General features: G+C 62.6%; 21 protein-coding genes. 6 read left to right on the top strand and 15 right to left on the bottom strand.

Translation table 11 applies throughout. The features are described from left to right. Window positions 1-23 precede the first annotated feature (23 nt). Window positions 24-455: a CoA-binding protein gene (locus ACESMZ_RS09055; protein WP_372957319.1), complete on the bottom strand. Its 432-nt coding sequence runs from the start codon at window positions 453-455 to the stop codon at window positions 24-26. Window positions 456-637: 182 nt separating this feature from the next. On the opposite strand from ACESMZ_RS09055, the gene ACESMZ_RS09060 reads away from it, so the two are divergent. Then, the gene (locus tag ACESMZ_RS09060) at window positions 638-1,159 is read left to right on the top strand and encodes a 2-amino-4-hydroxy-6-hydroxymethyldihydropteridine diphosphokinase (protein ID WP_372957318.1); all 522 of its coding nucleotides are present in this window, start codon (window positions 638-640) and stop codon (window positions 1,157-1,159) included. Here ACESMZ_RS09060 and ACESMZ_RS09065 read toward each other — a convergent pair. Beyond that, a complete protein-coding gene (locus tag ACESMZ_RS09065; RefSeq protein WP_372957317.1) occupies window positions 1,046-1,771 on the bottom strand; it encodes an SDR family NAD(P)-dependent oxidoreductase in 726 nt (241 codons plus the stop codon). The two genes, ACESMZ_RS09060 and ACESMZ_RS09065, sit on opposite strands and share 114 nt — an antisense overlap. A 4-nt stretch (window positions 1,772-1,775) precedes the next feature. Next, window positions 1,776-2,345, bottom strand: coding sequence for a GTP cyclohydrolase I FolE (folE, locus tag ACESMZ_RS09070; protein ID WP_372957316.1), 570 nt, complete (start codon window positions 2,343-2,345; stop codon window positions 1,776-1,778). 258 nt (window positions 2,346-2,603) lie between these two features. Here folE and ACESMZ_RS09075 point away from each other — a divergent pair, with 258 nt between their 5' ends. Then, window positions 2,604-3,686 (top strand): patatin-like phospholipase family protein, encoded by a 1,083-nt coding sequence (locus tag ACESMZ_RS09075; RefSeq protein WP_372957315.1) that lies wholly within the window; start codon window positions 2,604-2,606, stop codon window positions 3,684-3,686. Window positions 3,687-3,704: 18 nt separating this feature from the next. Here ACESMZ_RS09075 and ACESMZ_RS09080 read toward each other — a convergent pair whose 3' ends face one another. From ACESMZ_RS09080 to pilG, 12 genes are all read right to left on the bottom strand, one after another. Next, the gene (locus ACESMZ_RS09080) at window positions 3,705-5,162 is read right to left on the bottom strand and encodes a CHASE domain-containing protein (protein ID WP_372972514.1); all 1,458 of its coding nucleotides are present in this window, start codon (window positions 5,160-5,162) and stop codon (window positions 3,705-3,707) included. A 193-nt stretch (window positions 5,163-5,355) separates the two neighbouring features. Further along, entirely contained in the window at window positions 5,356-6,168 is an 813-nt protein-coding gene (znuB, locus tag ACESMZ_RS09085) for a zinc ABC transporter permease subunit ZnuB (RefSeq protein WP_372957313.1), read from the bottom strand. Then, on the bottom strand, window positions 6,155-6,949 hold the full coding sequence (gene znuC, locus ACESMZ_RS09090) for a zinc ABC transporter ATP-binding protein ZnuC (protein ID WP_372957312.1): 795 nt from the start codon (window positions 6,947-6,949) through the stop codon (window positions 6,155-6,157). Before znuC ends, znuB begins: the two co-directional genes overlap by 14 nt. Then, window positions 6,946-7,440, bottom strand: coding sequence for a Fur family transcriptional regulator (locus tag ACESMZ_RS09095; protein ID WP_372957311.1), 495 nt, complete (start codon window positions 7,438-7,440; stop codon window positions 6,946-6,948). Before ACESMZ_RS09095 ends, znuC begins: the two co-directional genes overlap by 4 nt. A 121-nt stretch (window positions 7,441-7,561) precedes the next feature. Next, window positions 7,562-8,035: a chemotaxis protein CheW gene (locus tag ACESMZ_RS09100; RefSeq protein WP_372957310.1), complete on the bottom strand. Its 474-nt coding sequence runs from the start codon at window positions 8,033-8,035 to the stop codon at window positions 7,562-7,564. Window positions 8,036-8,045: 10 nt separating this feature from the next. Then, window positions 8,046-9,104, bottom strand: coding sequence for a chemotaxis protein CheB (locus ACESMZ_RS09105; RefSeq protein WP_372957309.1), 1,059 nt, complete (start codon window positions 9,102-9,104; stop codon window positions 8,046-8,048). Beyond that, on the bottom strand, window positions 9,104-16,852 hold the full coding sequence (locus ACESMZ_RS09110; RefSeq protein ID WP_372957308.1) for an Hpt domain-containing protein: 7,749 nt from the start codon (window positions 16,850-16,852) through the stop codon (window positions 9,104-9,106). The genes ACESMZ_RS09105 and ACESMZ_RS09110 overlap by 1 nt, the downstream gene beginning before the upstream one ends. 11 nt (window positions 16,853-16,863) lie before the next feature. Beyond that, window positions 16,864-17,763 (bottom strand): CheR family methyltransferase, encoded by a 900-nt coding sequence (locus ACESMZ_RS09115; protein ID WP_372957307.1) that lies wholly within the window; start codon window positions 17,761-17,763, stop codon window positions 16,864-16,866. A gap of 28 nt (window positions 17,764-17,791) precedes the next feature. Beyond that, a complete protein-coding gene (locus ACESMZ_RS09120) occupies window positions 17,792-19,870 on the bottom strand; it encodes a methyl-accepting chemotaxis protein (protein WP_372957306.1) in 2,079 nt (692 codons plus the stop codon). An 82-nt stretch (window positions 19,871-19,952) separates the two neighbouring features. Beyond that, window positions 19,953-20,498 carry a chemotaxis protein CheW gene (locus ACESMZ_RS09125; RefSeq protein WP_372957305.1) on the bottom strand — a complete coding sequence of 182 codons (546 nt, stop codon included), beginning with the start codon at window positions 20,496-20,498 and terminating at the stop codon, window positions 19,953-19,955. 22 nt (window positions 20,499-20,520) lie between these two features. Continuing rightward, the gene (gene pilH, locus ACESMZ_RS09130; RefSeq protein ID WP_372957341.1) at window positions 20,521-20,883 is read right to left on the bottom strand and encodes a twitching motility response regulator PilH; all 363 of its coding nucleotides are present in this window, start codon (window positions 20,881-20,883) and stop codon (window positions 20,521-20,523) included. A 32-nt stretch (window positions 20,884-20,915) separates the two neighbouring features. Next, window positions 20,916-21,308 (bottom strand): twitching motility response regulator PilG, encoded by a 393-nt coding sequence (gene pilG / locus ACESMZ_RS09135; RefSeq protein ID WP_091852009.1) that lies wholly within the window; start codon window positions 21,306-21,308, stop codon window positions 20,916-20,918. A gap of 307 nt (window positions 21,309-21,615) precedes the next feature. Here pilG and gshB point away from each other — a divergent pair, with 307 nt between their 5' ends. The 4 genes from gshB to ruvX are packed head-to-tail and all read left to right on the top strand — an operon-like array spanning window position 21,616 to window position 24,498. After that, window positions 21,616-22,563: a glutathione synthase gene (gene gshB / locus ACESMZ_RS09140; protein WP_372957304.1), complete on the top strand. Its 948-nt coding sequence runs from the start codon at window positions 21,616-21,618 to the stop codon at window positions 22,561-22,563. Window positions 22,564-22,605: 42 nt separating this feature from the next. After that, window positions 22,606-23,469: an energy transducer TonB gene (locus tag ACESMZ_RS09145; protein WP_372957303.1), complete on the top strand. Its 864-nt coding sequence runs from the start codon at window positions 22,606-22,608 to the stop codon at window positions 23,467-23,469. Further along, window positions 23,466-24,032: a YqgE/AlgH family protein gene (locus ACESMZ_RS09150; protein ID WP_372957302.1), complete on the top strand. Its 567-nt coding sequence runs from the start codon at window positions 23,466-23,468 to the stop codon at window positions 24,030-24,032. The genes ACESMZ_RS09145 and ACESMZ_RS09150 overlap by 4 nt, the downstream gene beginning before the upstream one ends. Next, window positions 24,025-24,498, top strand: a complete 474-nt coding sequence (gene ruvX, locus ACESMZ_RS09155; protein WP_372957301.1) for a Holliday junction resolvase RuvX — start codon at window positions 24,025-24,027, stop codon at window positions 24,496-24,498. Before ACESMZ_RS09150 ends, ruvX begins: the two co-directional genes overlap by 8 nt. The last annotated feature ends 5 nt before the right edge of the window (window positions 24,499-24,503 follow it).

The following is a 24,503-nucleotide window of genomic DNA, read 5'->3' on the forward strand; positions in this document are numbered from 1 at the left end:
GGCGACACGGTTCAACAGGTGCTTCAGGCAGCCACCGGGGGGATCCCCAGGCGGGGGATCTCCTGCTTGGGGCAGCGGTCCATGACAACCCTTGCGCCGGCGGCCTCGGCCCGTGCCGCGCCTTCCTCATTGATCACGCCGATTTGCAGCCAGATCACCGGAATTTTCTGGGCGACCGCTGCGTCGATAACGGGATCCGTGCGTTCGGAAGCAAGGAAAATCTCTGCCATGTCGACCGCCACCGGAAGGCTGGCCAGATCCGGGTATACCGTTTCCCCCAGCAGCGTCTGTCCTGCCAGTTTCGGGTTCACCGGGATTACCCGGTAACCACGCCCCTGCAGCCAGGCCATGACCTCATGGCTGGGGCGGTTGGGCTTTTCGCTGGCGCCCACCAGGGCAATGGTGCGGACTTCGCCCAGAATCCTGCGAATTTCCTCGGGGTGTTCAACTGGCATGTTCAGGGTCTCCCGCCGTCAAATTGGATGTGCTCATACTAACGCCCTCAGTCCGGGTTGCCTAGGAACCTGTCCGCACACCGGCGTTGGGATGCTGGGCCAAAGCGGGCGTAAATACGTATGATGCTGGAGAAAGCGACGAGCATCGCTTGCGGGTTCTGTCACTCAGTCGGGTAACCGGTATGTGGTATCTGTGTGGTCTGGGCAGCAATATTGCCCCCGAAGAAAATTTGCCGCGGGCCGTGGCCAGGCTGGCCGGCCTGTTCGGGGTGGTGGCCCTGTCGCCGGTTATCCGGACGTCTCCGGAGGGCATGGCGTCTGACAATCCGTTTCTCAACGCACTGGCAATTTTCGAGACCCGGGAATCTCCTGGTCAGGTCAAGGGACGACTGAACGCACTGGAGGAAGCGCTGGGGCGGGACCGGTCCGATCCCCTGAGCAGCGTGCGGGACCGCCCGATCGACGTGGACATTCTGCAAACTGCTGGCACACCCCGATTTGACGTCACCGGAATCGGTGAAGGTTATTTTCGGCAACTCCTGCGGGAAGAGCCGGTGCAGGGCGTGGCGCTGTTACTGGATGGTCAGCCCCTAGGCCAGGCGCCGGCCACCGTCCACGGGAATCAGGGCGCCGGTCATGAAGTGATTGTCCAGCAGGGAAAGAATCTGCTGGACCACGCAGTCAAAGCCCCCCTCCCGGGCTAGCAGGGTTTCGGACAGCACCTGTGCCTGGTCCTCCGGCGTGTGGTCTGGCAGGAAGCGGACAGGCCCGGGCATGATCGCGTTGACCCTCACCTTCGGTGCCAGCATGCGGGCATAGCTCAGGGTCAGGTTGCTCAGGGCGGCCTTGCTGGCGCAGTAGGCGGCGAACTTCGGGTTGGGTTTCTCCACGAAGATGTCGGTGATGTTGATCACCAGGGTCGGCGCTCTGTCGTTGTTGCAACCCTTGCGAAGCGCGTCCGTCAGCCCGGCCATCAGCATCATGGGGGCCACGCTGTTGATCTGGAACAGACGGTTTGCCTGGTGGGCGAGGGCCTGATGGTCCGCTTCGTCCGCCGTGAATTCCGAGGCATTGTTGACCAGCAGGTGCACTTCTGAGGTCTGTTTGAGAATGCGGGCTATGGCCATATCCACGCTGTCCGGGTCAGCCAGGTCTGCCTTCAGGGTAATGGCGCCGAGGATTGCGAGCTGAAAGAGGTCATCGGTTTCACTGCGATACAGCGCAAATACCCGGTAACCTCGCTCGAGCAGGGCCTTGCTGGTCTCGAAACCCAGGCGGCGGCCGGCACCGGTGACAACAGCGACGGGGTTTGCCATGGCGTCAGTCGCGACCGGCGACCAGTTGCAGGAACTCGGTGCGGGTTGCCTGGTTCTTGCGGAAACCGCCCAGCATCATGGATGTCTTCATCACCGAGTTCTGCTTTTCGACACCCCGCATCATCATGCACATGTGTCGTGCCTCGATCACCACGGCAACCCCGGCGGCCTGGGTGACCTGCTCCACGGCTTCGGCGATTTCACGGGTGAGGTTCTCCTGGATCTGCAGCCGTCGGGCGTACATGTCCACAATACGCGCGAACTTGGAGAGACCCAGTACCTTGCCGTTGGGAATATAGGCAATATGGCACTTTCCGATAAACGGCAGCACGTGGTGTTCGCACAGACTGTAGAGTTCGATGTCCTTGACCACCACCATCTCGTCCATGGCCGATTCAAAAACCGCACCGTTAACCAGGTCTTCGAGGCTCTGGTTATAGCCGCGAGTCAGAAACTGCATGGCCTTGGCGGCGCGGGCCGGGGTATCCCGCAGACCTTCCCGGTCCGGGTTTTCGCCGAGACCTTCAAGGATGGCGCGGTAGTGGTCGGAGAGGGAGTCGAGAACGTCGGTCATGATGGATTCCGTCTGCGGTGGAGCATGGCTGAACCGGCCATTGTAAGACATGTTGGCCGCTAACAGTATCCTATACGGTCACGGTCCTGATCGGACCACAGCGGGCGACCCGCCGGGGCGGTAATGGCACAGTGGGGAGGACTTCGATAAACTCCCGCCCATCCAGATAAACGGGTGTTTGATTACGCTTCCAGTGCTCTTGTATCACCCGTCAGGCAACCACGGGGCGAGCATCACCGACCAGGGAGGTTACCAGCCATGCCAGCCATTCATACCCGCCCACCGGCACTGACCGTCCGGGCCGGACGCCGGGCACTGGAGCGGATCCGTGACCGGGGCCTGCGCCCGGAAGATGTTCACGTGATTCCCGGCGCAGCTGGCGGCCCCAAGGCACTGGGTCTGTCCGGTCTGGACCGGGCCATTTTCGGCCACTGGCTGCTACGGGTTCCCCAGGAACGGGCGCTGATCGGCTCCTCCATTGGCAGCTGGCGCTTCGCGGCGGTGGCCTCATCCGATGATCCTGCCGCCCAGCTTGCAAAACTGGCGGAACTTTATACCTGTCAGCGTTTTTCAAAGGGTGTCAGCCCGGCGGAAGTCACCCGCAAAAGCACCCTGTTTCTGCAAGAGCTCATCGGTGGCCGGGAACAGACCATCCTGGAGCACCCCTGGTACCGGCTCAGTATTGTGGTGGTCCGCAGTCTGGCCGGACTCGAAGATGACACCCGGGGCCGACTCGGGCTCGGCCTGATGAAGGCCATCAGCGCCAACATGGTGAGTCGTCGCCACCTGGGGCGTTTCTTTGAACGGGGCATTATCCATGACCGGCGCTTGCCCGCTCCCCTGGCCAAACTGGTGGACTTCCCCAGTCACCAGGTCCCCCTGACCCGTGAGAACCTGATTCCCGCCCTGCTGGCATCGGCGTCCATTCCGCTGGTGATGTCCGGTGTGCGCAATATTCCCGGAGCGCCGGAAGGTGTCTACCGGGACGGTGGCCTGTTGGACTATCACCTGGACCTGCCCTACCAGCAGCCGGGTGTTGTGTTGTATCCCCATTTTACCGACAGGGTCGTGCCAGGCTGGTTCGACAAGACGCTCCCCTGGCGCCGGGGTGATGCCGGCCGCCTGCAGGATGTAGTGCTGGTGGCCCCGTCCCGGGCCTACCTGGATTCATTGCCGGACAAGAAACTGCCGGACCGGAAGGATTTCGAGCGCTATGCCGGGGATGATGCCGGCCGCGAGCGGACCTGGCGCACCGCCATTGCCCGCAGCGAACGCCTGGGGGACGAGTTTCTTGAGCTGGTGGATTCCGGGCGTGTGAGGGAGGTTCTGCATCCTCTCTGACGGCCTGCCCTGCGGCCACTATCGTGGGGTGAGGGTGACGCGAAACCCTGCGCAGCCACTGAGGGGATCCCTGAGAGTCTTGGCCCGCAAAGTAACCGGAAGTAGCTGGCCGCTGCGTGTGGTCAGCTCAGTGTCCAGCCGCTGGATGCCCTGGTCACGTCGGGCTGCGTCGAAGGTCATGGCCAGCTCGCGCTGCTCGTCGTCGGCGAACAGGGCGTCCAGCGGTGTACCCACCAGCTCCGTTGACGGGATGTCCAGCAGGGTAGCCGCCTGGGGGGACAGATAGCCGATGTGACGCCCTTCATCCAGTTCTGCAAAGATACCGGCCCCCAGTTCGATCAGGTCCCGGGCGCGGCGGTCACTTTCCTGCAGTGAATGATGCAGGATGTTTTTCTCCACCCGGGTATTGTCCAGTTGCTGGCCGAGCTTCCGTGCACGAATGCTGCGGCGCCGAAGCAGGCGCTTGTGGACAATCAGTTGCCAGCAGGCCCAGGCTGTCAGAGCGGCGGCGAGCAGGGTGACCGCCAGGCCGGTAAGCCAGGCAGGCCAGAGCGCCTGCTCACGGAGACTGTCAAGCCATTCGCCGGCGGGCCGGGTACTGAGCATCCACTGGCGGTTGGCCAGGGTCAGAGTGGAGCGGGTGGCCGGCACGTCACTGGCCGGTGGGTTGGCCGCCGGCAGCGCGGCCAGGGGCTGTCGGGCGTGCTGGGAAATATCGTGGATCTCTACCTGCCAGCGGCTGTCGTGGAGTGCAGCGAGCTGATGCTCAAGCCAGTGATCCGGTCGGATGACCAGCGCCAGCAGGTCAGCATCATTGCTGCTTTCGTTTTCCGGGAAGGGTATGAACACCCGCAAGGCTCGTTGCTGGCCTCCGTTACGCTCCAGCTCCGTGACGGTAGTGGCGGCGGGGCGATCTTCCCGACGCGCCAGTCGCAAGGCGTCACGCCAGTGGGGAACAGAGGTGGCTACCAGGCCAAGACCGGAGACGCCGGGCCCGGTGTCCGGCTGGAACACGCCCTGACGGATCACCAGGTAGTGATCGGCGGGCTCTGCAGCCTGTGTATCGCGGGTGCCCGTCCAGCGGGCGAACCGAACAAACTGGCCAGTCTGTTCGCTGAGTTGGCGTTCCACCATGGGCCGCTGGGCGTGGCCGATCGTGGTCAGCAGCTCTACGCCAGCCACTTCCGGGAACTCGGCCAGCAGTGAGGTGGCCTGACGGTTGAAGCTGTCCGCATCGGTAGCGGGTCCCCGGGCGGTGAGCTCCCGCGCTGCAGCCAGCACATCCGTGGCCTGCTCTACCAGAGCACGGCTGAGCTGGTCATGGTGGGCCCGGGACAGGTCCTGGGTCAGCGCCTGCACCGGAGCCTGGCTGCGGGGCGCGATCAGGAGGGTCACCACCAGCCCGCAGACCAGCACCAGGACTGGCAGCAGCCACCAGAGGGTACCAGGTCTTCCTGACGTGGGGTGGGTGTCCATGGGCGCGTCCTGTTTGCTGTCTTCCCGGGAGCGGTCGGCGGTAGCCCGCGATCATTCTTCACTCTAGCAGCCCGCCGGGCTTAAGCAATTCGTTATCGACAGGGCGGGAATGCTGGCCAGGCTCCTGCCGGCGGGCAGCTACGTACCGGATCCGGCAGGGTCCGGCGTGCCAGGCAACCGTGGACTTCAGTGATCAGGCACGGCTGCGGCGGATCAGGGTATAGACCAGCAGAAACGCGACAAAGGCAGAAACCACAATGGAAGGTCCCGCGGGGGTGTCCAGGTTCCAGGACAGGCTGAGGCCGCTGGCAACGGCGATCATGCCGAAGCCGACAGCCAGTACCACCATTTTCTCCGGGCTGCTGGCCAGGCGGCGGGCGGTGGCGGCTGGAATGATCAGCAGGGCTGTGATGAGCAGAACACCGACCATTTTCATGGCCACGGCGATGACCAGCGAGAAAATCACCATCAGTACCAGTTGCAGCCGGGCAACAGGGAAGCCCTCAACACGGGCGAGTTCCTCATGGATGGTCGCCATCAGCAGTCCCTGCCAGAGCCACCACAACAGCCCCAGGACCACCACGCCACCGCCAAAGATCCACGCCAGGTCCTGGCGGCTCATGGCGAGCAGGTCACCGAACAGGTAGCCGGTCAGGTCCACCCGAACATCCGGCATGAAACTGAGTGCCACCAGGCCGATCGCCAGCGCACTGTGGGCCAGGATGCCCAGCAGTGTGTCCGTGGCCAGGGCCCGGTTGCGGGAGAGAAATACCAGCGCCAGCGCCAGCACGACACAGGTGGCGGCGACGCTGAGGTTGAGGTTGGTGTGGAACAGAAAGCCCAGGGCAACGCCGAGCAGCGCCGAGTGCGCCAGGGTGTCGCCGAAATAGGCCATTCGCCGCCACACCACGAAGCAGCCCAGGGGGCCGGCCAGCACCGCCACACCCAGGCCGCCGAGCAGGGCCCGCCAGAAAAAGTCGTCCAGAATCAGGTCAAGAAGGGGCATGGTGGTGATCGTGCTCGCAATGGGTGGTTTCCGGCCGACCTTCGATGACATCGCCATGGAGGTCATGGCGGTGAGTGTGGTGGTGATGGTAGACCGCCAGGCTTTCTGCCACCGGTCGGCCAAAGGTTTCCACAAAGGCCGGATCATGGGAGATGTCCGCCGGGTAGCCGCTGCAGCAGACATGCTGGTTCAGGCAGATCACCCGGTCGGTGGCCGCCATCACCAGGTGCAGGTCATGGGAAATCATGATCACACCGCATTGCAGCTCGTCCCGCACTGCACGGATCAGGTCGTACAGGGCCGCCTGGCCGTTGATATCGACTCCCTGGGCAGGCTCATCCAGAACCAGCAGGTCGGGTTTTCGCACCAGGGCCCTGGCCAGCAACAATCGCTGCATCTCGCCACCGGACAGGTGGTGGACCGACTTGCGGAACAGGTGTCCGATACCGGTCTGCTCCAGTGCTGCCCGGGTCTCTGACTCCGGTGCCCCGGTCAGGGCCATGAACCGGCGCACGCTCAGGGGCAGGGTGGGCTGCAGTTGCAGGTGCTGGGGGACGTAGCCGATCTGCAGCGACGGGGCCTTGCGAATCGTTCCCCGGGTCAGCGGCTGGATACCCAGGATCGCCTTGATCAGGGTGGTCTTGCCAGCGCCATTGGGGCCAATAATGGTCAGGATGTCGCCCCGGTTCACCGTCAGGCTGACATGGTCCACCACCGGGTTCTCGTCGAACACCACGGAGGCCTGGTCCAGCTTGACCAGCGGCTGGCTGCTGTCCCTCATGCCGGCGTCGCCTGTTGTTGCTGGCAGCGGGGGCACAGACCGGCTACTTCGATCGTGGTCTCAACAGGGGTGAAGCCTTCAGCGCTGCTGGCGGCTGCGATCGCCCGGGAAACCCCCTCGGATGACAGTTCGTGGACATTGCGACAGCCCCGGCAGATCAGGAACAGGCCGGTGTGATGTTCGCGGGCATGGCTGCAGCCGATAAAGGCGTTCAGGGAGGCGATCCGGTGCACCAGGCCGTGCTGCTGGAGGAAGTCCAGCGCGCGATAGACCGTTGGTGGTGCGGCGTTATGGCCTTCCTGGGCGAGCATGGCGAGCAGGTCATAGGCACCCAGGGGTTTGTGGGACTCCCAGATCAGCTCCAGCACCCGCTGGCGGATGGGCGTGAGCCGCGCGTTGCGGGCCTGGCAGATGGAGCGTGCCTCGGCCAGGGCATCCCTGACACAGGCATCATGATTGTGGGGGCGATAGGGGAGCGCGTCGTGGGACATAAAGGGCCATCCGGGTCGTGTTGCAACAGTATAACATTGCCCTGATGGGAGAAAAATGCCCCGATATGACCCGGTGCTCCGCCGGGAAGCGGTTAATCACCCGGAACCACACGGCGGCTGGTCAGGCGGTTCGAAGTGCCTGAACGCCGAGGCTTTCCAGGTATTCCAGGTTGGGAATCCATGCCGGCTCCCCTTCCAGTTCCACCTGCATCAGGTCCGCCGGGCCGGTATTGGTTGTTTCCTGGCCCTGTAGCTGTTCCGCATCCAGTCGCGCCTGGCTGGGGATGCCCCGGGTCATGATGGCCATGAAAGGCAGGCGGTCATGGTCTGCTCCAATGGTATTGAGCACCACGATGCGCCCGCGCCCGGCTTCCGGTGGCGCAGTTTCCTGTTGGTTGGCGCCCTCGTAGGAAATAACGGGTAGCTTCTGCCCCCGCCAGTCCAGGTAGCCGGCCAGCCAGGGGTGGTCCTCCCCCCTGCTCAGGGTGGCATCATGATCCACCACTTCCGCGACGGACACGTTGGGCAACAACAACTGCCGGTTGTGCATGGGAATGAGTACACAGTGCAGGGTTTGCATGGTGGTGTCGGTCATGTTTCGGTCCTCAGGTTGCATCCTGCGACGAAGTCGGTTTCAGCAGGGCCGCATCGGCCAGCGTTCGTACCAGTGCCCGGGCCAGCTCCTGCGGCGAGCCGGAAAAGCTGGTACAGCCAGTGCCGGCAACGGCTTCCGGCATGGCACTGTTGGCACAGGTGTCACTGGCCTGTACCCAGATATGGCTGCCGAAGGCCCTCAGCATGGGGGCGGCGACAGCGCCATCGTTTCCCATGCCGGAAAACAGGATGGCATGGCAGCGACCCCGGAAATGGTCGCCAACGTTCAGCAGCACCTGGTCGATGGAGGGACCGTAGGGACCGGGCCAGGGCCGGTCCTTCTCTGTCAGCGCCCCATCGGCGGTGAGCCCCCATTCCCGTTCCACCGGCATGATCGTGACCCGGCCACAGGTGATACGCATGCCTTCCTCCGCCCGTTGCAGCCGGTAATGGGCGTGACGGCCAAGAACCCGGGCCAGCACATCGGTGAAATTGCCGTCGATATGCTGGGCGTACACAAAGCCCACCGGCAAGCCGGGTGGCAGGTGATCCAGAAAACTCTTCACCGCAGCCGGTCCGCCCAGTGAGGCGCCCAGTATCCAGACCTCCTCTGCAGGTTGCCCCGGGTGGGCCGGGGCAACCCAGGCAGGCAACTCAATCGCCCCGCCGTTGGCTGGGGCCAATGGCTGCGTGGCCAGTTCCGCCAGGTCCTCCCCGGAATCGGTCTGCTCCAGCGGGCCGAGCTGTTGTTCAAGCTTTTCCAGCAGGCGCCGCTCCCAGCGGACGAAGTCCCGTGTGCCCGACCCCGGTGCCGGATCAATACCGAACAGGATGGGGGCGTCGGTATGATCCAGCAGGTGGTCGAACAGTTGCGGGTGATCCGCCTCGTCCTCCAGGGTGATCAGCCACAGATCGGCGTCCGGCAGGACCTGGTAACCCAATATGCGCTCCGGAGAACCGGAAAAGCCCGGCCGTAGTCCAAATCGACCTGTCGCTTCCTGCAGGCGGTGACGCTGCAACACATCATCAGAGACGATGGCTACAGCCGGTCGCCCGCCGTCCGTGGTCATCACCCCTCTCCGTTTACTGGCTCTTCGCTGGTCAGGCGTTCAATGGTTTCAAGCAGCTCGGTTTCCTGGAACGGCTTGCCCAGATATTCATTGACGCCCAGGCCCAGGGCGCGTTCCCGGTGCTTGGCCCCGGTACGGGAGGTGATCATGCAGATGGGCACATCCCGAAGGTCGTCATCGTGGCGCACGAAGCTGGCCACTTCAAAGCCGTCCATTCGCGGCATTTCGATATCCAGCAGGATGATATCCGGCTTGTGGTCCTGTAACTGGGCCACGGCATCCAGGCCGTCCTTCGCGGTCACCACTTCCATGCCGTTACGCTCCAGCAGGCGCGAGGTAACCTTGCGTACGGTAACCGAGTCGTCCACCACCATAACCAGGGTAGGCCGGTCTTCCCGGTACTGCTGTTGCTGGGCCGCCTGCTCGGCCAGTCGCTGACGCTCGGACAGGATATCGGAACGGATCATGGCCGGCAGGTCCAGAATCACCACCACGTTACCGTCACCCAGAATGGTGGCACCAGATACCCCACGCACCGAACTGAACTGGGGCCCGAGGGATTTAACCACGATTTCCCGGCTGCCCAGCAGGCTGTCCACCTGCAGCGCCATGGGCTGCTCGGAGCCCCGCACCAGGATCACCGGCAATGGCAGTGCCTGCCCCTGCAGCTTGGGCCTGTGGTCACTGTGTAACAAACCGCCCAGGTACTGCAGACGGTACTGCTGGCCGGCATACTCGTAGAGTGGGGCCTCAGGCTGGTAGTACTCTTCCAGCTCCCAGGTGCTCACCCGCACAATGCCTTCGATGGTATTCAGCGGGATGGCATAGAAGTCCTCGCCGGTGGAAACCATCAGGGCCCGGTTGACCGATACGGTAAACGGCAGGCGCACGGTAAAGGTGGTGCCATGGCCCACCTGTGAGTCGATGTCCAGGCTGCCACCGAGCTGCTTTATCTCGCTGGCCACCACGTCCATGCCCACGCCCCGGCCAGAGATCTGGGTGACTGCCTCGGCGGTGGAGAAGCCCGGCTGCAGGATAAACTGCAGTATTTCCCGCTGGCTGAGGTCTTCGTGCTCGCCCAGCAGGCCGCGCTCGATGGCCTTGCGGCGGATGACCTCGCTGGGAATGCCGGCGCCGTCGTCCATCATCCGCAGGACCACCTCGCCGCCCTCTCGGGCCAGGGTCAGGGTCACCTGGCCGGTTTCCGGCTTGCCGGCCCGGGCCCGATCGGACGGACTTTCGATGCCGTGGTCCAGGGCATTCCGGAGCATGTGCTCCAGGGGCGCCACCATCCGCTCCAGTATGTTACGGTCCAGCTCGCCCTCTGCGTTGCGAACGTCGAACTCCACCTTCTTGTCCAGCTCGCCGCTGATCTGCCGGACAATCCGCCGCAGCCTCGGCACCATGGAGGCAAACGGAATCATCCGGGTCTTCATCAGACCCTCCTGCAGTTCCGTGTTGATACGGGACTGCTGGACCAGCAGGGTGTCGGTATCCCGCACCCGGTCAGACATGGTTTCCCGCAGGTCCGCCAGGTCAGAGGCGGATTCGCTCAGGGCACGGGAGAGCTGCTGGATCGATGAATAGCGGTCCATTTCCAGCGGGTCGAAGTCCTCGCCATAGTCGGGGCCGTGCTCCTGCTCGGCGCGGAACAGGATCTGGGCTTCGGTTTCGATGTCCATTCGCCGCAGCTGTTCCCGCAGGCGGTCAATGGTGGCTGCCATTTCATCCAGGGTATGGCCGAAATCACTGTTCTGCTGTTCCAGGCGACCCCGGGTAATACTGGTTTCACCAGCCAGGTTGACCAGCTCGTCCAACAGGGGCGCGGACACGCGGATGGTTTCCTGGGCCGCGCGGGCACTGTCCTTGCGACGCTTCTCGATGGCCTTGCGGGCCGGCTGTGGCGGCTTCGCGGCCGGTGCCGGCTCAGCCGTGGGTGCCGAGGCAGGCTGCCGTTCGTCACTGGCGGATCCAGCAGGAGTGGCCTGGCTGGCCAGGTAGCCCTCGAAATGCTCACGGACCTTCGCCACCGACGCGATCAGGGCATCATGGTGCTCAGTGATTTTCTTCCAGTCCTCCGGGCCGGGGGACTGGTCGTCCAGCTCGGTGAGCAGGGTCTCAAAGTCATGGGACAGGTCACCCAGCCCGGGCTGACGGGACAGGCGTGCGCCGCCCTTAAGGGTGTGCAGGGCCCGTTGGGCTTCCTGGCTGAAATGCTGGCTTTCCGGTTCCTGGCGCCAGTCAGCCAGTAGCTGTTCCAGCTGGTCGAGGATTTCCCCGGCCTCTTCCAGGAAGATTTCCAGTACTTCCGTATCGGGGGCCTCCTCGTCGGCAGAGGCTGATTCCGGAGTTTCGTCCTCACCTTCATCCAGGTGGCTGGCAGCTTCCTGAAGCAAGCGCAGCAGGCCCGCATCCGGTTTCGGCCGGTGGCCTTCCTCCAGCTGGTCCAGCATGGCCCGGAGGCCGCCATTGGCCCGCTCGCTCAGGGTGAGCACCAGGGGCTGATTGCCGGAACCTTCCAGTAGCGGGCCGAGGGCATCCGACCAGGCTTCGGCCAGGTCGGCCACGGCGTCCATATCCGCCAGGCGTGCGCCGCCCTTGAGGGTGTGCAGTTCCTGTTGCAGCTGGGTAATACCGGTCAGCTGCTCTGGTTCCTCCCGCCAGTGGGACAGGCTTTCCTCGATGGACTCGCAAATGTCGAGACCTTCCTCGAGGAACATACCGGTGATCTCATCAGCGGTGAGCTCCGGAGCTTCTTCGCTGGCTTCCGCTTCCGGGCCTTCAGACACACCCCCGACGGGTTCCGGCTGCTGTGTTGCGGCGACATCAGGGCCTGCTTTGTCAGCGGCTGCGCCGTCGGGTTCGCCATTGATAATGGCCTGTACCCGGTTGATCAGATCGGTCGCCCGGGCACAGGGCCGGGAGGTGGCAATTTCGTCCACCATGCCCGCCAGCCGGTCGTGACAGGCAAACAGCAGGTCCAGCATGGCGGAACTGGCGCCAATGCGGCCATCGGCCACCCGTTCGAACAGGTCCTCCAGCACATGGGTCAGGTCGGCGATGGGGTCCACGCCGGCCATGCGGGCACTGCCCTTGAGGGTATGCACGTCCCGCTGCAGCTCTCCGGCCAGGGAGGTATCCGCCGGGTTCTCGCTCCAGCTGTGCAGGGCGCTGCCGGTGGCGTTGATCAGGTCGTAGGCTTCCTCCAGGAAGATCGCTACCAGGTCCGGGTCGAGGTGTGAGAGATCGTAGGTTTCACCGTTCTCTGCTGGCGCAGGCTGGTCGGAGGCTTCCGTGGCAATGGTTTCCGACTCATCCTCCGGACGGGGCTCGCCGGCGACTTCGTCCAGATCCTCGTGCAGCTGCTCGAGCTCGTTTTCCAGATCGCTGACATCCAGCCCCGACAGGTCTTCGCTGAGATCGTCTGTGTCGCTGTCTGCAAGGATTTCCGCTTCCGGGAACCCGGTGGCGTCATCCTGCTCTTCCGGTGGCTCCTGATCTTCGGGGGCCTCCTGCTCCCTGGCGGCCGCCCCGGACGCCTCTTCCCGGAAGGGTTCCGGTGCCCCGGCGCCCGGGATATCGGTAACCGGACGTTCGCCGCTGGCAGTGTCCATGTAAAGGCGGATGTCTGCTTCCAGGTCCGGAGCGGGGCGAGTGGCTTCTCCCTCGGCAAGGGATTCCACCATACCGGCCAGGCGGTCATGGCAGCGGAACAGCAGGTCTGACAGCTCCTCGGTAACTCCAAGACGGTGCTCGGCCAGGCCTTCAAACAGGGTTTCCAGTTCGTGGGCCAGGTCTCCGATGGGTTGGATTCCCGCCAGGCGGGCACCTCCCTTGAGGGTGTGCAGGTCCCGTTGCAGCAGGCGCAGCATGTCGCTGTTGTCTGGCCGGGACTGCCAGGCCTCAAGGGCATCCGCCGTGCTGGCAATCAGATCCTGGGCTTCCTCGAGGAAAATCTCCGCCAGCTCGTCGTCAACGTCATCAGCGGAGTCGCCGTCACGGTGGCTTTCGGTTTCCGGCTCTGCGGCCGGCAGCTCGTAGCTGTCGTAGTCAATGTCTTCCGGCTCGTCGGACTCGATATCCGGAGTGGACAGGGAGTCTGCCAGTACCTGGAGTTCGGTCAGCAGGGTATGGTCCGGCTGGGTCGCCAGGCCGGCCGCGACCTGGTCCATCAGGTTGATCAGGTGCTCATGGGCAGACTGAACGGTTTCCATGAACCAGTCATCAGGGCCTTCCGGATGCGCCAGGGCGTTGTGGTAGACCCGGGCGAGGGCTTCAGTGAGGGCGGCAACATCTGCGAGGCCGGCATCCTGTGCACCGGTGGTGAGTTGTTCCAGCTCGTGGGACAGGCGGTCCATGTCGCTGGTCTGCGACGGGTCGGCGGCCCAGTCCTGAACGATACGGTCTGCGTCCAGCAGCACGTCCAGACCATCGTTGAGGAACAGGGAGACCAGCTGGCTGTCGGTGCCGCCGGTTGCTTCCTCGTCGTCGCTGTCGCGGCGGCCCAGGGTTCGGGCAGACACAGCGGCGAGCTGTTCCAGGTAGGATTCGGTGCCAGCCAGCGGTCGTTGCGGAGACGTGTTCAGCTGATCGAGGCCGGTCCTGAGGAATTCACAGCACTGGTGAATCAGCCCGATAACGTCGCCGTCCGCGCGACGGTTTTCGGCCCGGGCCTGCTTGACGAACTGCTCCAGAGGCGTCACCACCTGGGCAATCGGTTCGATGGCGGCGGTATTGGCACTGCCCTTGAGGGTATGCAGGGCACGGGACACCTGGTCGGTATAGGCCACGCTGCTGCGGCCCCCGGCATCTTCAAGGAAGTTTTCGAGGGCGGCCAGGTGGGTCCGGGCCTCGCTCTCGAAGATTTCCACGAGAATCGGATCCACCAGGTCATCGCTGCCCTCTTCCCCGGTAGTGTCGGCGTTTGTGGATCCGGCTTGAGTTTCGGCTTCCCCGGCGGGCAGACCTTCGGTGACAGCGTCCCCCTGTTCGCTTTCCTCCGGCTGAGTGTCTGGTGCTTCACTGACGGGCATGGCCCGGGTGTCGGGAATCTCGCCATTGGCCAGGGCCGTGGCCCGTTGCTGAAGCTCCGTGGTGTCCACGGTGGGGGTGCGGCGCTGCTCGAAATCGGTGACCAGCGCAGGAACGGTGTCAGTGACCTCCCGCAGCAGTCCGGCAATGTCGTCATTCATGAATACCGTGCCGTCGATAATGCGGTTAAGCATGTTCTCGACGGCCCAGGCCAGTTCACCCACAATGCTGGCACCGACCATGCGGCCACTGCCCTTGAGGGTATGGAACGCGCGCCGCACTTCGGCCAGGGCGCTGCGGTCGTCATACTGACGAAGCAGCATGGGCAGGTATTCGTTGATAGTGTCGAGTACCTCGCCGGCCTCTTCAACAAAGATCTCAATGATCTCGTCATCGATCAGGTCATCATCGTCGAAGTTGCTTTCGACGCTGCCGGTGGCTCCGGGTTCGCCGGCGGGAGTCTCGGCGGCTTCCCCGGCGGTTTCATCGTGCGCCGTGGCCACAGGCCCGGCCTCTTCGCCATTGCCGGTCTTGCGGGTGTTGGCCATGGCCTCGGCCCGCTGGATAAGAGCATCCACATCGCCGGTTGCGTTTCCGGTACGGAACTCCTCGATGAGGGTGGGAATGCGGTTGTTGACCTCATCCACCAGGGCGAACAGGTCCTCGGTGGGCCGGAGGGTCTGATCCAGAACCCGGTTCAGCAGGTTCTCGATGGACCATGCCAGCTCACCGATGCTGGTGGCCCCCACCAGCCGGCCACTGCCTTTGAGGGTGTGGTAGGCACGGCGCACTTCGGTGAGGGCTTCCCGGTCGTCATGGTCCTGGCGAAGGCGGGGATACCAGGTGTTGATGGTATCCATAACCTCGCCGGCTTCCTCGACGAAGATTTCCAGGATCTCGTCGTCCACCAGTTCCAGATCCGAGTGCTTGGTGGTCTGCTCCGGCGCTTGTGGCGGAGCAGCTTCTGGCGCTTCAGGAATCCCGGTCGCGGCGACTTCGTCTTCGGCCCAGGTGGGCTCGGCACCCGGGGGGAAGCCCAGGGTGCGCAGACTTTCTTCGGCCACTCGCAGAACGGACTCGTTGTCGCTGATGCCGTCGGAGAGGCGCTCAAGGTAGTACTCGATACTCGTAATGGTATCAGCCAGGGTATCGAGCTGTTTCCAGTCCGGAATTCGTTTGCGCTCCAGCAGCACCTGCTGGATGTAGTCGCGGACGGCTGTCAGTATCATGGCTGGTCGTTCCAGTGGAATGACCTTGAGGCCGCCCTCAATACTGGCGAGCATCTCCGGCACGTGTTCGATTTCCCTCGGGTCCCACTGGGAGGCGATGAAATTGACCACCGCACTCTTGACCTGTTCCAGGGCGTTACGGGATTCCCGCAGCAGGGCGGTGTGGGCATCACCCAGTTCCTGACGGCCCGGCCCGGCGACTTCTTCGGACTCTCCCCGGTCAGCGCCTTCGGGCGTCAGGTTGTGGTCCCGGTCCATGCCGGAAAGGGTGGCTTCGATGTAGAGCAGGGCGCCGGCGATGTCCAGCAGGGTGCCGTCATCCACGGTTTCGCTCTGGTCCAGCAGACGCTCCACCACGTCAAGCTGCTCCCCGATAATGCGGCGGGGGTTGCCCAGGCCGAGTACGGCCAGGGTATTGGCTACCTGGCGCAGGCCCGGCAGCAGTTCTTCCAGATCCTGGTTCTGGCGGTTCTGATCCCGCACAAACAGGTCAAGCTGATCCTTGAGCCGGGCGACCTCTTCGTTAAGCGCCAGGACCACCGAGTGGATAGCTTCCCGGCCGGGACCGCTGGCGCTGTCGACACGGGTGCCCGTGGGCATGGCCTGCTCCAGGCGATACCTTTCCCGCAAGTCGGTAATATAAGGCGACGTCGCCTCATGGGCCTGTGCGATGTAGTACAACAGGTTACGAAACAGGGTTTCCGGTACCGGCTGCCGCAGGATGTCGTTGGGCTCCCGGGTAAGGCGGTGGATCTCGTCGTCCAGTTCCTTCAGCAGCGCGTGGGTGGCCGGGGTCAGCTCATTGATCTCCTGCTGCAAGGTCTCGATGAAACCACCGGAGGCGCGCCACAGCTGTTCACGGGGGGTGCTGGTGCAGAGCTTGACCAGCCGCTGGTTAACCTTCTGCAGGTTGTCGTACTGAACGTCATTGCTGCTGCCGGGTGCGATGCTGCTCACCGCCCGGTGAAACATCTGCCCCAGCTTGCCGACGTTGGCCAGGACCTTGGGATCCTGAAGCAGGCGCGCCACCCGGGGGGAGGCCTCGAAGCGGGCCTGACTCATATCGGGACGGAACAGTGACAGATCGGACAGCAGGCCCTCGCCCCGGGCCGCTCGCAGGTCATTGAGCAAGGGCAGCAGGGTCAGAGGCAGGTCGTCGGCGCTGTTGCGCAGGCTTTCGAGATACCGGGGAAGCCGGAGAATGGCTTCCATCAGGCTGTCCAGGGCCTGGTCGGTGTCCGACACCTCGCCCCTGAGAAGGCTCTGGGTGAGCTTTTCCATTTCCTCGGTGAGCAGGGCGGCGCCCTGAAGCTCGACCATCTGGAGTGTGCCGTTTACCTGGTGCAGGTAATTGAGACAGAAACGCAGGCGTGCCGTGTCATCACGGTTCTCGACATAGGCTTCAAGCGCCTGCTGACCCTGCGTCAGTGTTTGTTCTATTTCGCCACGAACCCAGTCCAGGGCGATACTGTCATGGTTGTTGCCCATAACCACTCCGGTTATTCGTCGTCTGACTGGCGGCGAATCCACGCCAGCACATGTTCCGAGGGAACCCGCTGCATTCCCGGCGGTTGCCAGCCGGTGATTTCACCCTGTCCCAGCACCAGCAGGCCACCAGGGGCCAGATGTTCCGCCAGCCTGGTGACGATCTCCCGCCGGCGCCAGCGACGGAAATAGATCAGCAGGTTCTGGCAGAAAATGATGTTCATCCCCTGCATGGGTGCCCGCTTCAGGTCCAGCACATTGAGCCGGGTGAAGCAGACACGCTCGCGAATGCGCTCTTCAATTTCTGCACTGTTACGGGCCCCTGCCCGGAAATACCGCTGTCGGAGACTGTCATCCATGCCGTTCAGGCGCCGGGGATTAAAAAGCCCCTTTTGCGCCTTTTCCAGGGCCGGCTTGCTGATGTCAGAACCGGTCACTCCGTAAAGCGGTGGCAGCTTCAGCTGCGTCATACATTCATTCAGCAGGATCGCCAGGGTATAGGCTTCCTCGCCGGTGGAGCAGCCAACGCTCCAGGCCTCCAGCGGGCGCTGTCGCAGTTGCTCCCGCGGCCGGGTCATCACATAGTCAGACACCAGCCGGAAGGCATCCCCATCCCGGAAAAACCGTGTTTCCTGGACGGTAAGCCGGTCCACAAGTGTGGACCATTCCACGACGGCTTCCGGTCCGGCCACAATCTTTTCGTAATAGGCCTGGAAACTGCCACATCCGATCTCGCGCATGCGGATGCCGATGTTGGTTTCCAGGAAGGACTTGCGCTCAGGGGCGAGGGCCATGCCGGTCCGGTGTTCCAGCAACGTCTTCCACTGGTGGAACTGCGCCTCGTCCATGTCCGGGAGCGGGCGCAGCACCCAGTGTTCGGAGCCGTGAGACAGGTTGCGGGGTGCTTCAGCCATAAACCCTCATTGCCCCTGGCAACGGTGGTCAGCTGACCACCGGCACGTTGTTGTCTTCCTCGTGCTCCACGATGTCGGCCTGGTCCTCTTCCGGCAGAGTAAAGCCGGCAACCGAAGACCGCAGCTCGGAAGCCATCTCGGCCAGGTTTCCGATGGACCGTGCCGTGGCATTGGTACCGGAAGAGGTCTGGGAGGTGATTTCCTGGATAACGTTCATGGTGTTGGAAATGTGCGCTGCCGACGAGGCCTGCTGGCGTGCCGCGTTGGAGATGTTCTGGATCAGTTCCGCCAGGCTCATGGAAACGTTTTCGATTTCCTCCAGGGCGACACCCGCGTCCTGGGCCAGGCGTGCACCACGGACCACCTCGGCGGTGGTGTGTTCCATGGAGATAACCGCTTCGTTGGTATCCGACTGGATGGTTTTTACCAGGGCTTCAATCTGTTTGGTGGCGGCAGAGGAACGTTCCGCCAGGCGCTGAACCTCGTCGGCAACCACCGCGAAGCCCCGGCCCGCATCACCGGCCATGGAGGCCTGGATAGCAGCGTTCAGCGACAGGATGTTGGTCTGGTCGGCGATGTCGTTGATCAGCGATACAATGTCGCCGATTTCCTGGGAAGACTCACCCAGACGCTTGATCCGCTTGGAGGTTTCCTGGATCTGCTCGCGGATGTTGTCCATGCCGCGGATGGTGTTCTGCACCACTTCCGCGCCTTTCTTGGCGATGGCAACCGAGCGCTCCGCAACCGCGGTGGATTCGGCGGCGTTGGAGGAGACCTGGTCGATGGATACGGCCATCTCGTTAACCGCCGCGGAGGCCCCGGCGATTTCCTGGGCCTGGTGCTCGGACGCGTCCGCCAGCTGCATGGCAGTGGACTGGGACTCCTGGGCGGCAGAGGCTACCCGTACCGCCGTACCCCGGATGGCCTGTACCAGGCCACGCATCTGGTCAATCGCGTAGTTGATGGAGTCAGCGATGGCGCCGGTAAAGTCTTCGGTTACCGTGGCCTCGGTGGTCAGGTCACCATCCGCCAGGTCGGCCAGTTCGTCCAGCAGACGCAGGATCGCATTCTGGTTCTGTTCGTTCTGGGCCTGGGTCTGGGCCAGGCGCTCCTGGGCAGCGCGGTAAAGCACCACACCGATGGCGACAACGGTTGCGACCATCAGTGCCAGGATCAGGTAAGCCAGCAGCGGGCTGATCGCACGGGCGCCGGCCTGGCTGGCAAACACGTCCGCCAGGGTGGATATTTCCTGCAGCAGCAGCTGGGAGTTCTGGAAGATATCGTTGGAGGCGTTACGGACGCTGTAGAGGTCGGGAGATGCCTCCAGGATCGCGTCAATGTTCTGTGAAACGTACTGGAACAGCTCCTGTACCGCTTCCAGGCCGTAGCGGGCTTCCTCAATATCGATGCGTGAAATGCTCATGGCCGGGTTGCCTTCCAGCTGACCCTGGAGCACCCGACCGAACTCGGTGGCGTCGCGTCCGAAACGGTCAGCGGCGACGACCGCGTCTTCCTCACCGGAGAGAACGCTGTTCACCGCCCGGGCAATACGCTCTGCCAGCAGCGACTGACGCTGGGCCAGGGCTACCTGGTCAGCCGGGGCGTCGTTATCCAGCAGTACGGAGACAATGTCCCGGTACTCCACCTGCAGGCGGGGAATGGTTTCGTTCAGGGTGCTGGCAACCTCGTGCAGGCCCAGTACTTCCTCGCGGGTGTTCACGATGCTGTCGGCGCTGTTCCGAACGGTGTCCCAGTACGGTTGTACCTGACTCTCGGCGGCAAGGTCACTGGCCGGGAGGCCGGTCTGCGGGTTGCCCTCGAGGATGTAGCCCCACAGCTCCGCAAATTCGTTACGGCTGGCCTGCAGCCGGCTGAAGGCTTCTTCGTTACCGTCGGCTGCCTCGGTGGCGTTACTGGTGATTTCCTGGGAAAGTACCCGCAACTCACCTGCATAGGCAATATATTCCTGATCGTTGCGGCTGTTCTGGTTGATGATGAACAGGACAACAACGAGCAGCACGGTAAGTACGATCAGCGCTGCGATCAGGCCGGCAACAAGCTTGTTGGCGCCCTGTCCCATGCTGAATCTTCCGGCTTTGTTTTTCATCTTTGGCTCCCGGCCTCTCTTCTTTTTGGCAAATAGGTTTCGGAGGGTAAGTCGGCCAGCAATGCCGGCACGGCCGTAAACATTACCACTGTGACACATCCAGAAAGCGCTCATCATCGATTAGCGCAAAAGTTGAGAACACGTTCCAGATTTCATCGTCACGGACATAGCCCCCTTGCACGAAGGGGGTCACTGCTTCATGGATATCTTCTGACCGGGACACAAAGCTGTCCTCGGCGAAATACTGCATACCGGCCACATCATCCACTACCAGGCCGGTGAAGATGTCGTCCTGTTCCACCACCAGCACCCGCCGGTCACGGTTGCTGCGGGCAGTTCGTGGCAGGCCGAAGAACTGGGCAAGGTCGATCAGTGGCAGCAGGCGGCCACGAACGTTGGCCACGCCGAGCATGAACGGGCGAACCCCTGGCACGTGAGTGAAGCGGGGCAGGTGAAGAATCTCGACCACTTCGCCCATCGGGGCAACAAAGCGCTGACCGGCCAGCATGAAACCGATGCCGTTCCAGAGGGTCACCGCTTCCTGCTGCTCCGGTAGGCCGGCAGCCAGGGACCGGCTTCGCCGGGCAATATCCGTCAGTACGGCAAAGGGTGTGGCCTGGGCAGACATGCTTACTCCATAGGGCGTTTTTTCAGGACACGAGACTGTTGATGGTGCTGATCAGGTCGTTCTCGTTAACAGGCTTGACCAGGTAGCCCTTGGCCCCCTGACGGGTGCCCCAGACGCGATCGGTTTCCTGGTCCTTGGTGGTCACAATAACCACGGGGATAGAGGCGGTTTCCGGTGCCCGGGTCAGCTGCCGGGTAGCCTGGAAGCCGTTCAGTCCGGGCATGACCACATCCATCAGCACCAGGTCCGGGTTCTCGGCCCGTGCCATGGCTACGCCATCGGCGCCGTTATCAGCGGTCAGGACGTCGTGTTTGTGTTTTTCCAGGATGGTGGAAATTTTCTTGATTTCGGTGGGGGAGTCGTCAACGATCAGAATGCGGGCCATGTTATCCTCGATGGTTCTCTTGTAGGGCGGATTCACTGTTCCGCCTGGGGAACATACTGGCGAATCGTGTTAAGCAGCTCATCCTTGCTGAACGGTTTGGTCAGGTACTGGTCTGACCCGACAATACGCCCCTTGGCCTTGTCGAACAGCCCGTCCTTGCTGGACAGCATGATAACGGGTGTCTTGCGGAATGCGGAGTTGTTCTTGATCAGGGCGCAGGTCTGATAGCCATCCAGACGTGGCATCATGATGTCCACGAAAATGATGTCGGGGTGGGAATCGGCTATTTTGGCGAGCGCATCGAATCCGTCGGTCGCGGTGATTACCTCGCAGCCCACTTTTTTGAGCAGCGTCTCTGCGGTGCGACGAATGGTTTTACTGTCGTCAATCACCATGATTTTCAGATTTTCGAAGTTGTCATCCATTGTGCAACTGCCTTGCGCTCTGCGAGTGTCGTTGTTCAGAGAGTGGCTTTTTAACACACAAATTGAAGGTGTTCTATCAAGCCCCTCTATTTATAGGATATTCGTGACGTGCAACAAAGTTTCAGTTTGTGACGTATTGTACGCGCTCACAGTTTTGATGCCCGGCAGTGACGGATATTCGACACGCTGCAATCACAGGTGCATTCCGGCGCCCGGTACAATACCATCATGATGCAGCATAGCACCGTTTGATCAGTATGCTCTGTAGACGGGTTCCTGTTTTTCGTCAATTGACCGGAGAGACTCGATGACACTCAGAATCGGCGTAGTGATGGATCCGATCCAGGATATTTCGTTCAAGAAGGATACCTCACTGGCCATGCTCTGGGCGGCCCGGCAACGGGGCTGGCAGGTGGAGTACATGGAGCTGCCGGACCTGTATATGAAAGGCGGCCAGGCCCGGGCAAGGGTGCGGTCACTGGATGTTCAGATGGATCCGGCCCACTGGTACAGCTTCGGCCATGAAGACGACATTGCCCTGGGTGACCTGGATGCGATTCTGATGCGCAAGGACCCCCCGGTGGACCGTGAATTCCTGATGGCGACCCATATCCTGGAGGCGGCCGAGCGTCAGGGTGCGCTGGTGGTGAATCCGACCCAGGCCCTGCGGGACTGCAACGAAAAGCTGTTTGCGACCCAGTTCGAGGATTGCACCCCCCCGCTGATTGTTACCCGCTCCTCCGAGCGTCTGCGGGAGTTCTACCGGGAACATGGTGATGTGATCATGAAACCGGTGGATGGAATGGGCGGCAAGTCAATCTTCCGGGTTCGAGAGAATGACTTCAACCTGGGGGTAATCATCGAAACCCTCACCAACGACGGCCAGCACCAGTGTATGGCCCAGAAGTACATTCCGGAGATTACCGACGGGGACAAGCGCATCCTGCTGATCGAGGGTGAGCCGGTGCCTTACGCCCTGGCCCGGATACCTTCCGTCGGCGAGAACCGTGGCAACCTGGCCGCTGGTGGTCGCGGTGAGGGTCGGGAACTCACAGCCCGGGACCGGGAAATCTGTGAGCGTGTCGCCCCTGTGCTGAAGGAGAAGAACCTGATCTTCGTAGGCATTGATGTGATCGGGGACTATCTCACTGAAATCAACGTGACCAGTCCCACCTGCGTTCGGGAACTGGATGCCGCCTTCGGTATCGATATTGCGGGCCAGCTCATGGATGCCATCGAGCGTCGTCTGGGATAATAGAACGATTCCCTGAATCCGAAACCCCTGGAAGTGGCAGGAATGGCAGCACAGGTCACGGCGAACGATCGCCTGATGTTTACTTTGTTCATGGCGCTCGCGCTGCATGCAGTGGTCCTGCTGGGGGTAACGTTTGCCCCGGAGGAGCCGGCCACCAGCGCCTCAACCATGGAAATCACCCTGTCCCGGTTCGATGACGAGCAGGCACCGGACGAGGCTGATTTTCTGGCGGCCACGAATCAGCAGGGCAGCGGGGAGGCCGAGGAAAAGCTCGAGCAGACCACACCGGAGGTGGCAGAGGTCAACGCCCGTGACGTGGCACCGATACAGCCCGAACCGCCGACGGTGACCGAGCGCCAGCCGCAGGCAGAGCGTGAAGTGGTGCAGACCCGGGCGCCGTCAGAGACAGCTGTGGCCCCTGAAGAAAGCGAGGAGCAACCGGAAGAGGACCTGCCGGTGGCCGAGAAGAAAAGCCTGATGGAGCGCAGCCTGGAAATCGCCAGCCTGGAAGCCCGCCTTGATGCCCAGAAACAGTCCTACGCCCGTCGCCCCCGGGTGACCCGGGTGACCGCGGCTTCCACCCTGCAGTCGTCCAATGCCTGGTATGTCCGTAACTGGGTCGACAAGGTAACGCGTGTGGGTAACAGCAACTACCCCGAGGAAGCCCGTAGCCGGGGTATCTACGGCGACCTGCGTTTGCTGGTATCCTTGCGCAAGGATGGCACCATTAAGGAAGTGAATATTCTTGAATCCTCCGGCAGCACGGTTCTCGATGATGCCGCCATCCGTATCATCCGTCTTGCCGCACCCTTTGCGCCATTCCCGGAGGAAATGCGTGAGAAGACCGATGAGCTTGAAATCATACGTACCTGGTCGTTCCAGCGCCGGGGGTTGTCGTCGGGATGACTGACCGCCAACCGCCCCTGCAGAACCTCAAAGACCACTTTCTGGTGGCCTCGCCCTGGCTCGGTGACCCCAACTTCCACGGTGGCGTGGTCTACATCTGCGACCATGGCGACGACGGTACCTTCGGCCTGCTGATCAACCAGCCGCTGGATGTTTCCCTGGGGGAAATCCTGGAACAGCTGGATATGGATGGCGGGCACCTTGAGGCGCCAGTGTTTGCCGGTGGTCCGGTCCAGCAGGAACGTGGTTTTGTGGTGCACCCGCCTTATGGTGACTGGCAGAGCACGGTTGCCGTGAGTGAGGATATTCAGGTCACCACCTCCCGGGATATTCTCCAGGCCATCGGCAATGATGCCGGCCCGGAGCGCTACCTGGTGGCCCTGGGTTACGCCGGCTGGAGTGCCGGCCAGCTGGAAGAAGAACTGGCTGGCAACGCCTGGCTGACCTGTCCGGCCAGCGACAATTTGTTGTTCGACATTCCGTGGCAGGACCGTTACAAAACCGTGTTGGCCAGGATGGGGATCGATCCGGGCCAGCTGGACCAGTCGGTGGGCCATGCCTGAACCAGACGTGCGGCAAACGCGCGGGCATCAGGTGCTTGCGTTTGATTTTGGTCTGCGTCGCATTGGTGTGGCATTCGGTCAGTCCCTGCTGGGCACCGCAAGCCCGGTGGCCATGGTTTCCGCCCGCGACGGCATCCCGGACTGGCCGCAGATCGAAAAGCTGCTGGCCGAGTGGCAGCCGGACCTGGTTGTGGTGGGCCTGCCCCTGAACATGGATGGCACTGAAAGCGACATGTGCGCCCGGGCCCGGAAATTCGGCCAACGCATCCATGGGCGTTATCACCTGCCAGTGGAAATGATGGACGAGCGCCTGAGTAGTTTCGAAGCCAAGGACGCGGTGCTGGCCCGGGGCGGCAGCAGTGACTTCGGTCGCCATGGCGTGGATGACCTGGCGGCTGTACTGATCCTGGAGAGCTGGTTCAATGACCAGCGAGACAGATCCGAGGACTCATCAACGGGAGAGTGACACTG

It is taken from the genome of Marinobacter sp., from assembly GCF_041690615.1.
Classification (GTDB): Bacteria; Pseudomonadota; Gammaproteobacteria; order Pseudomonadales; family Oleiphilaceae; genus Marinobacter.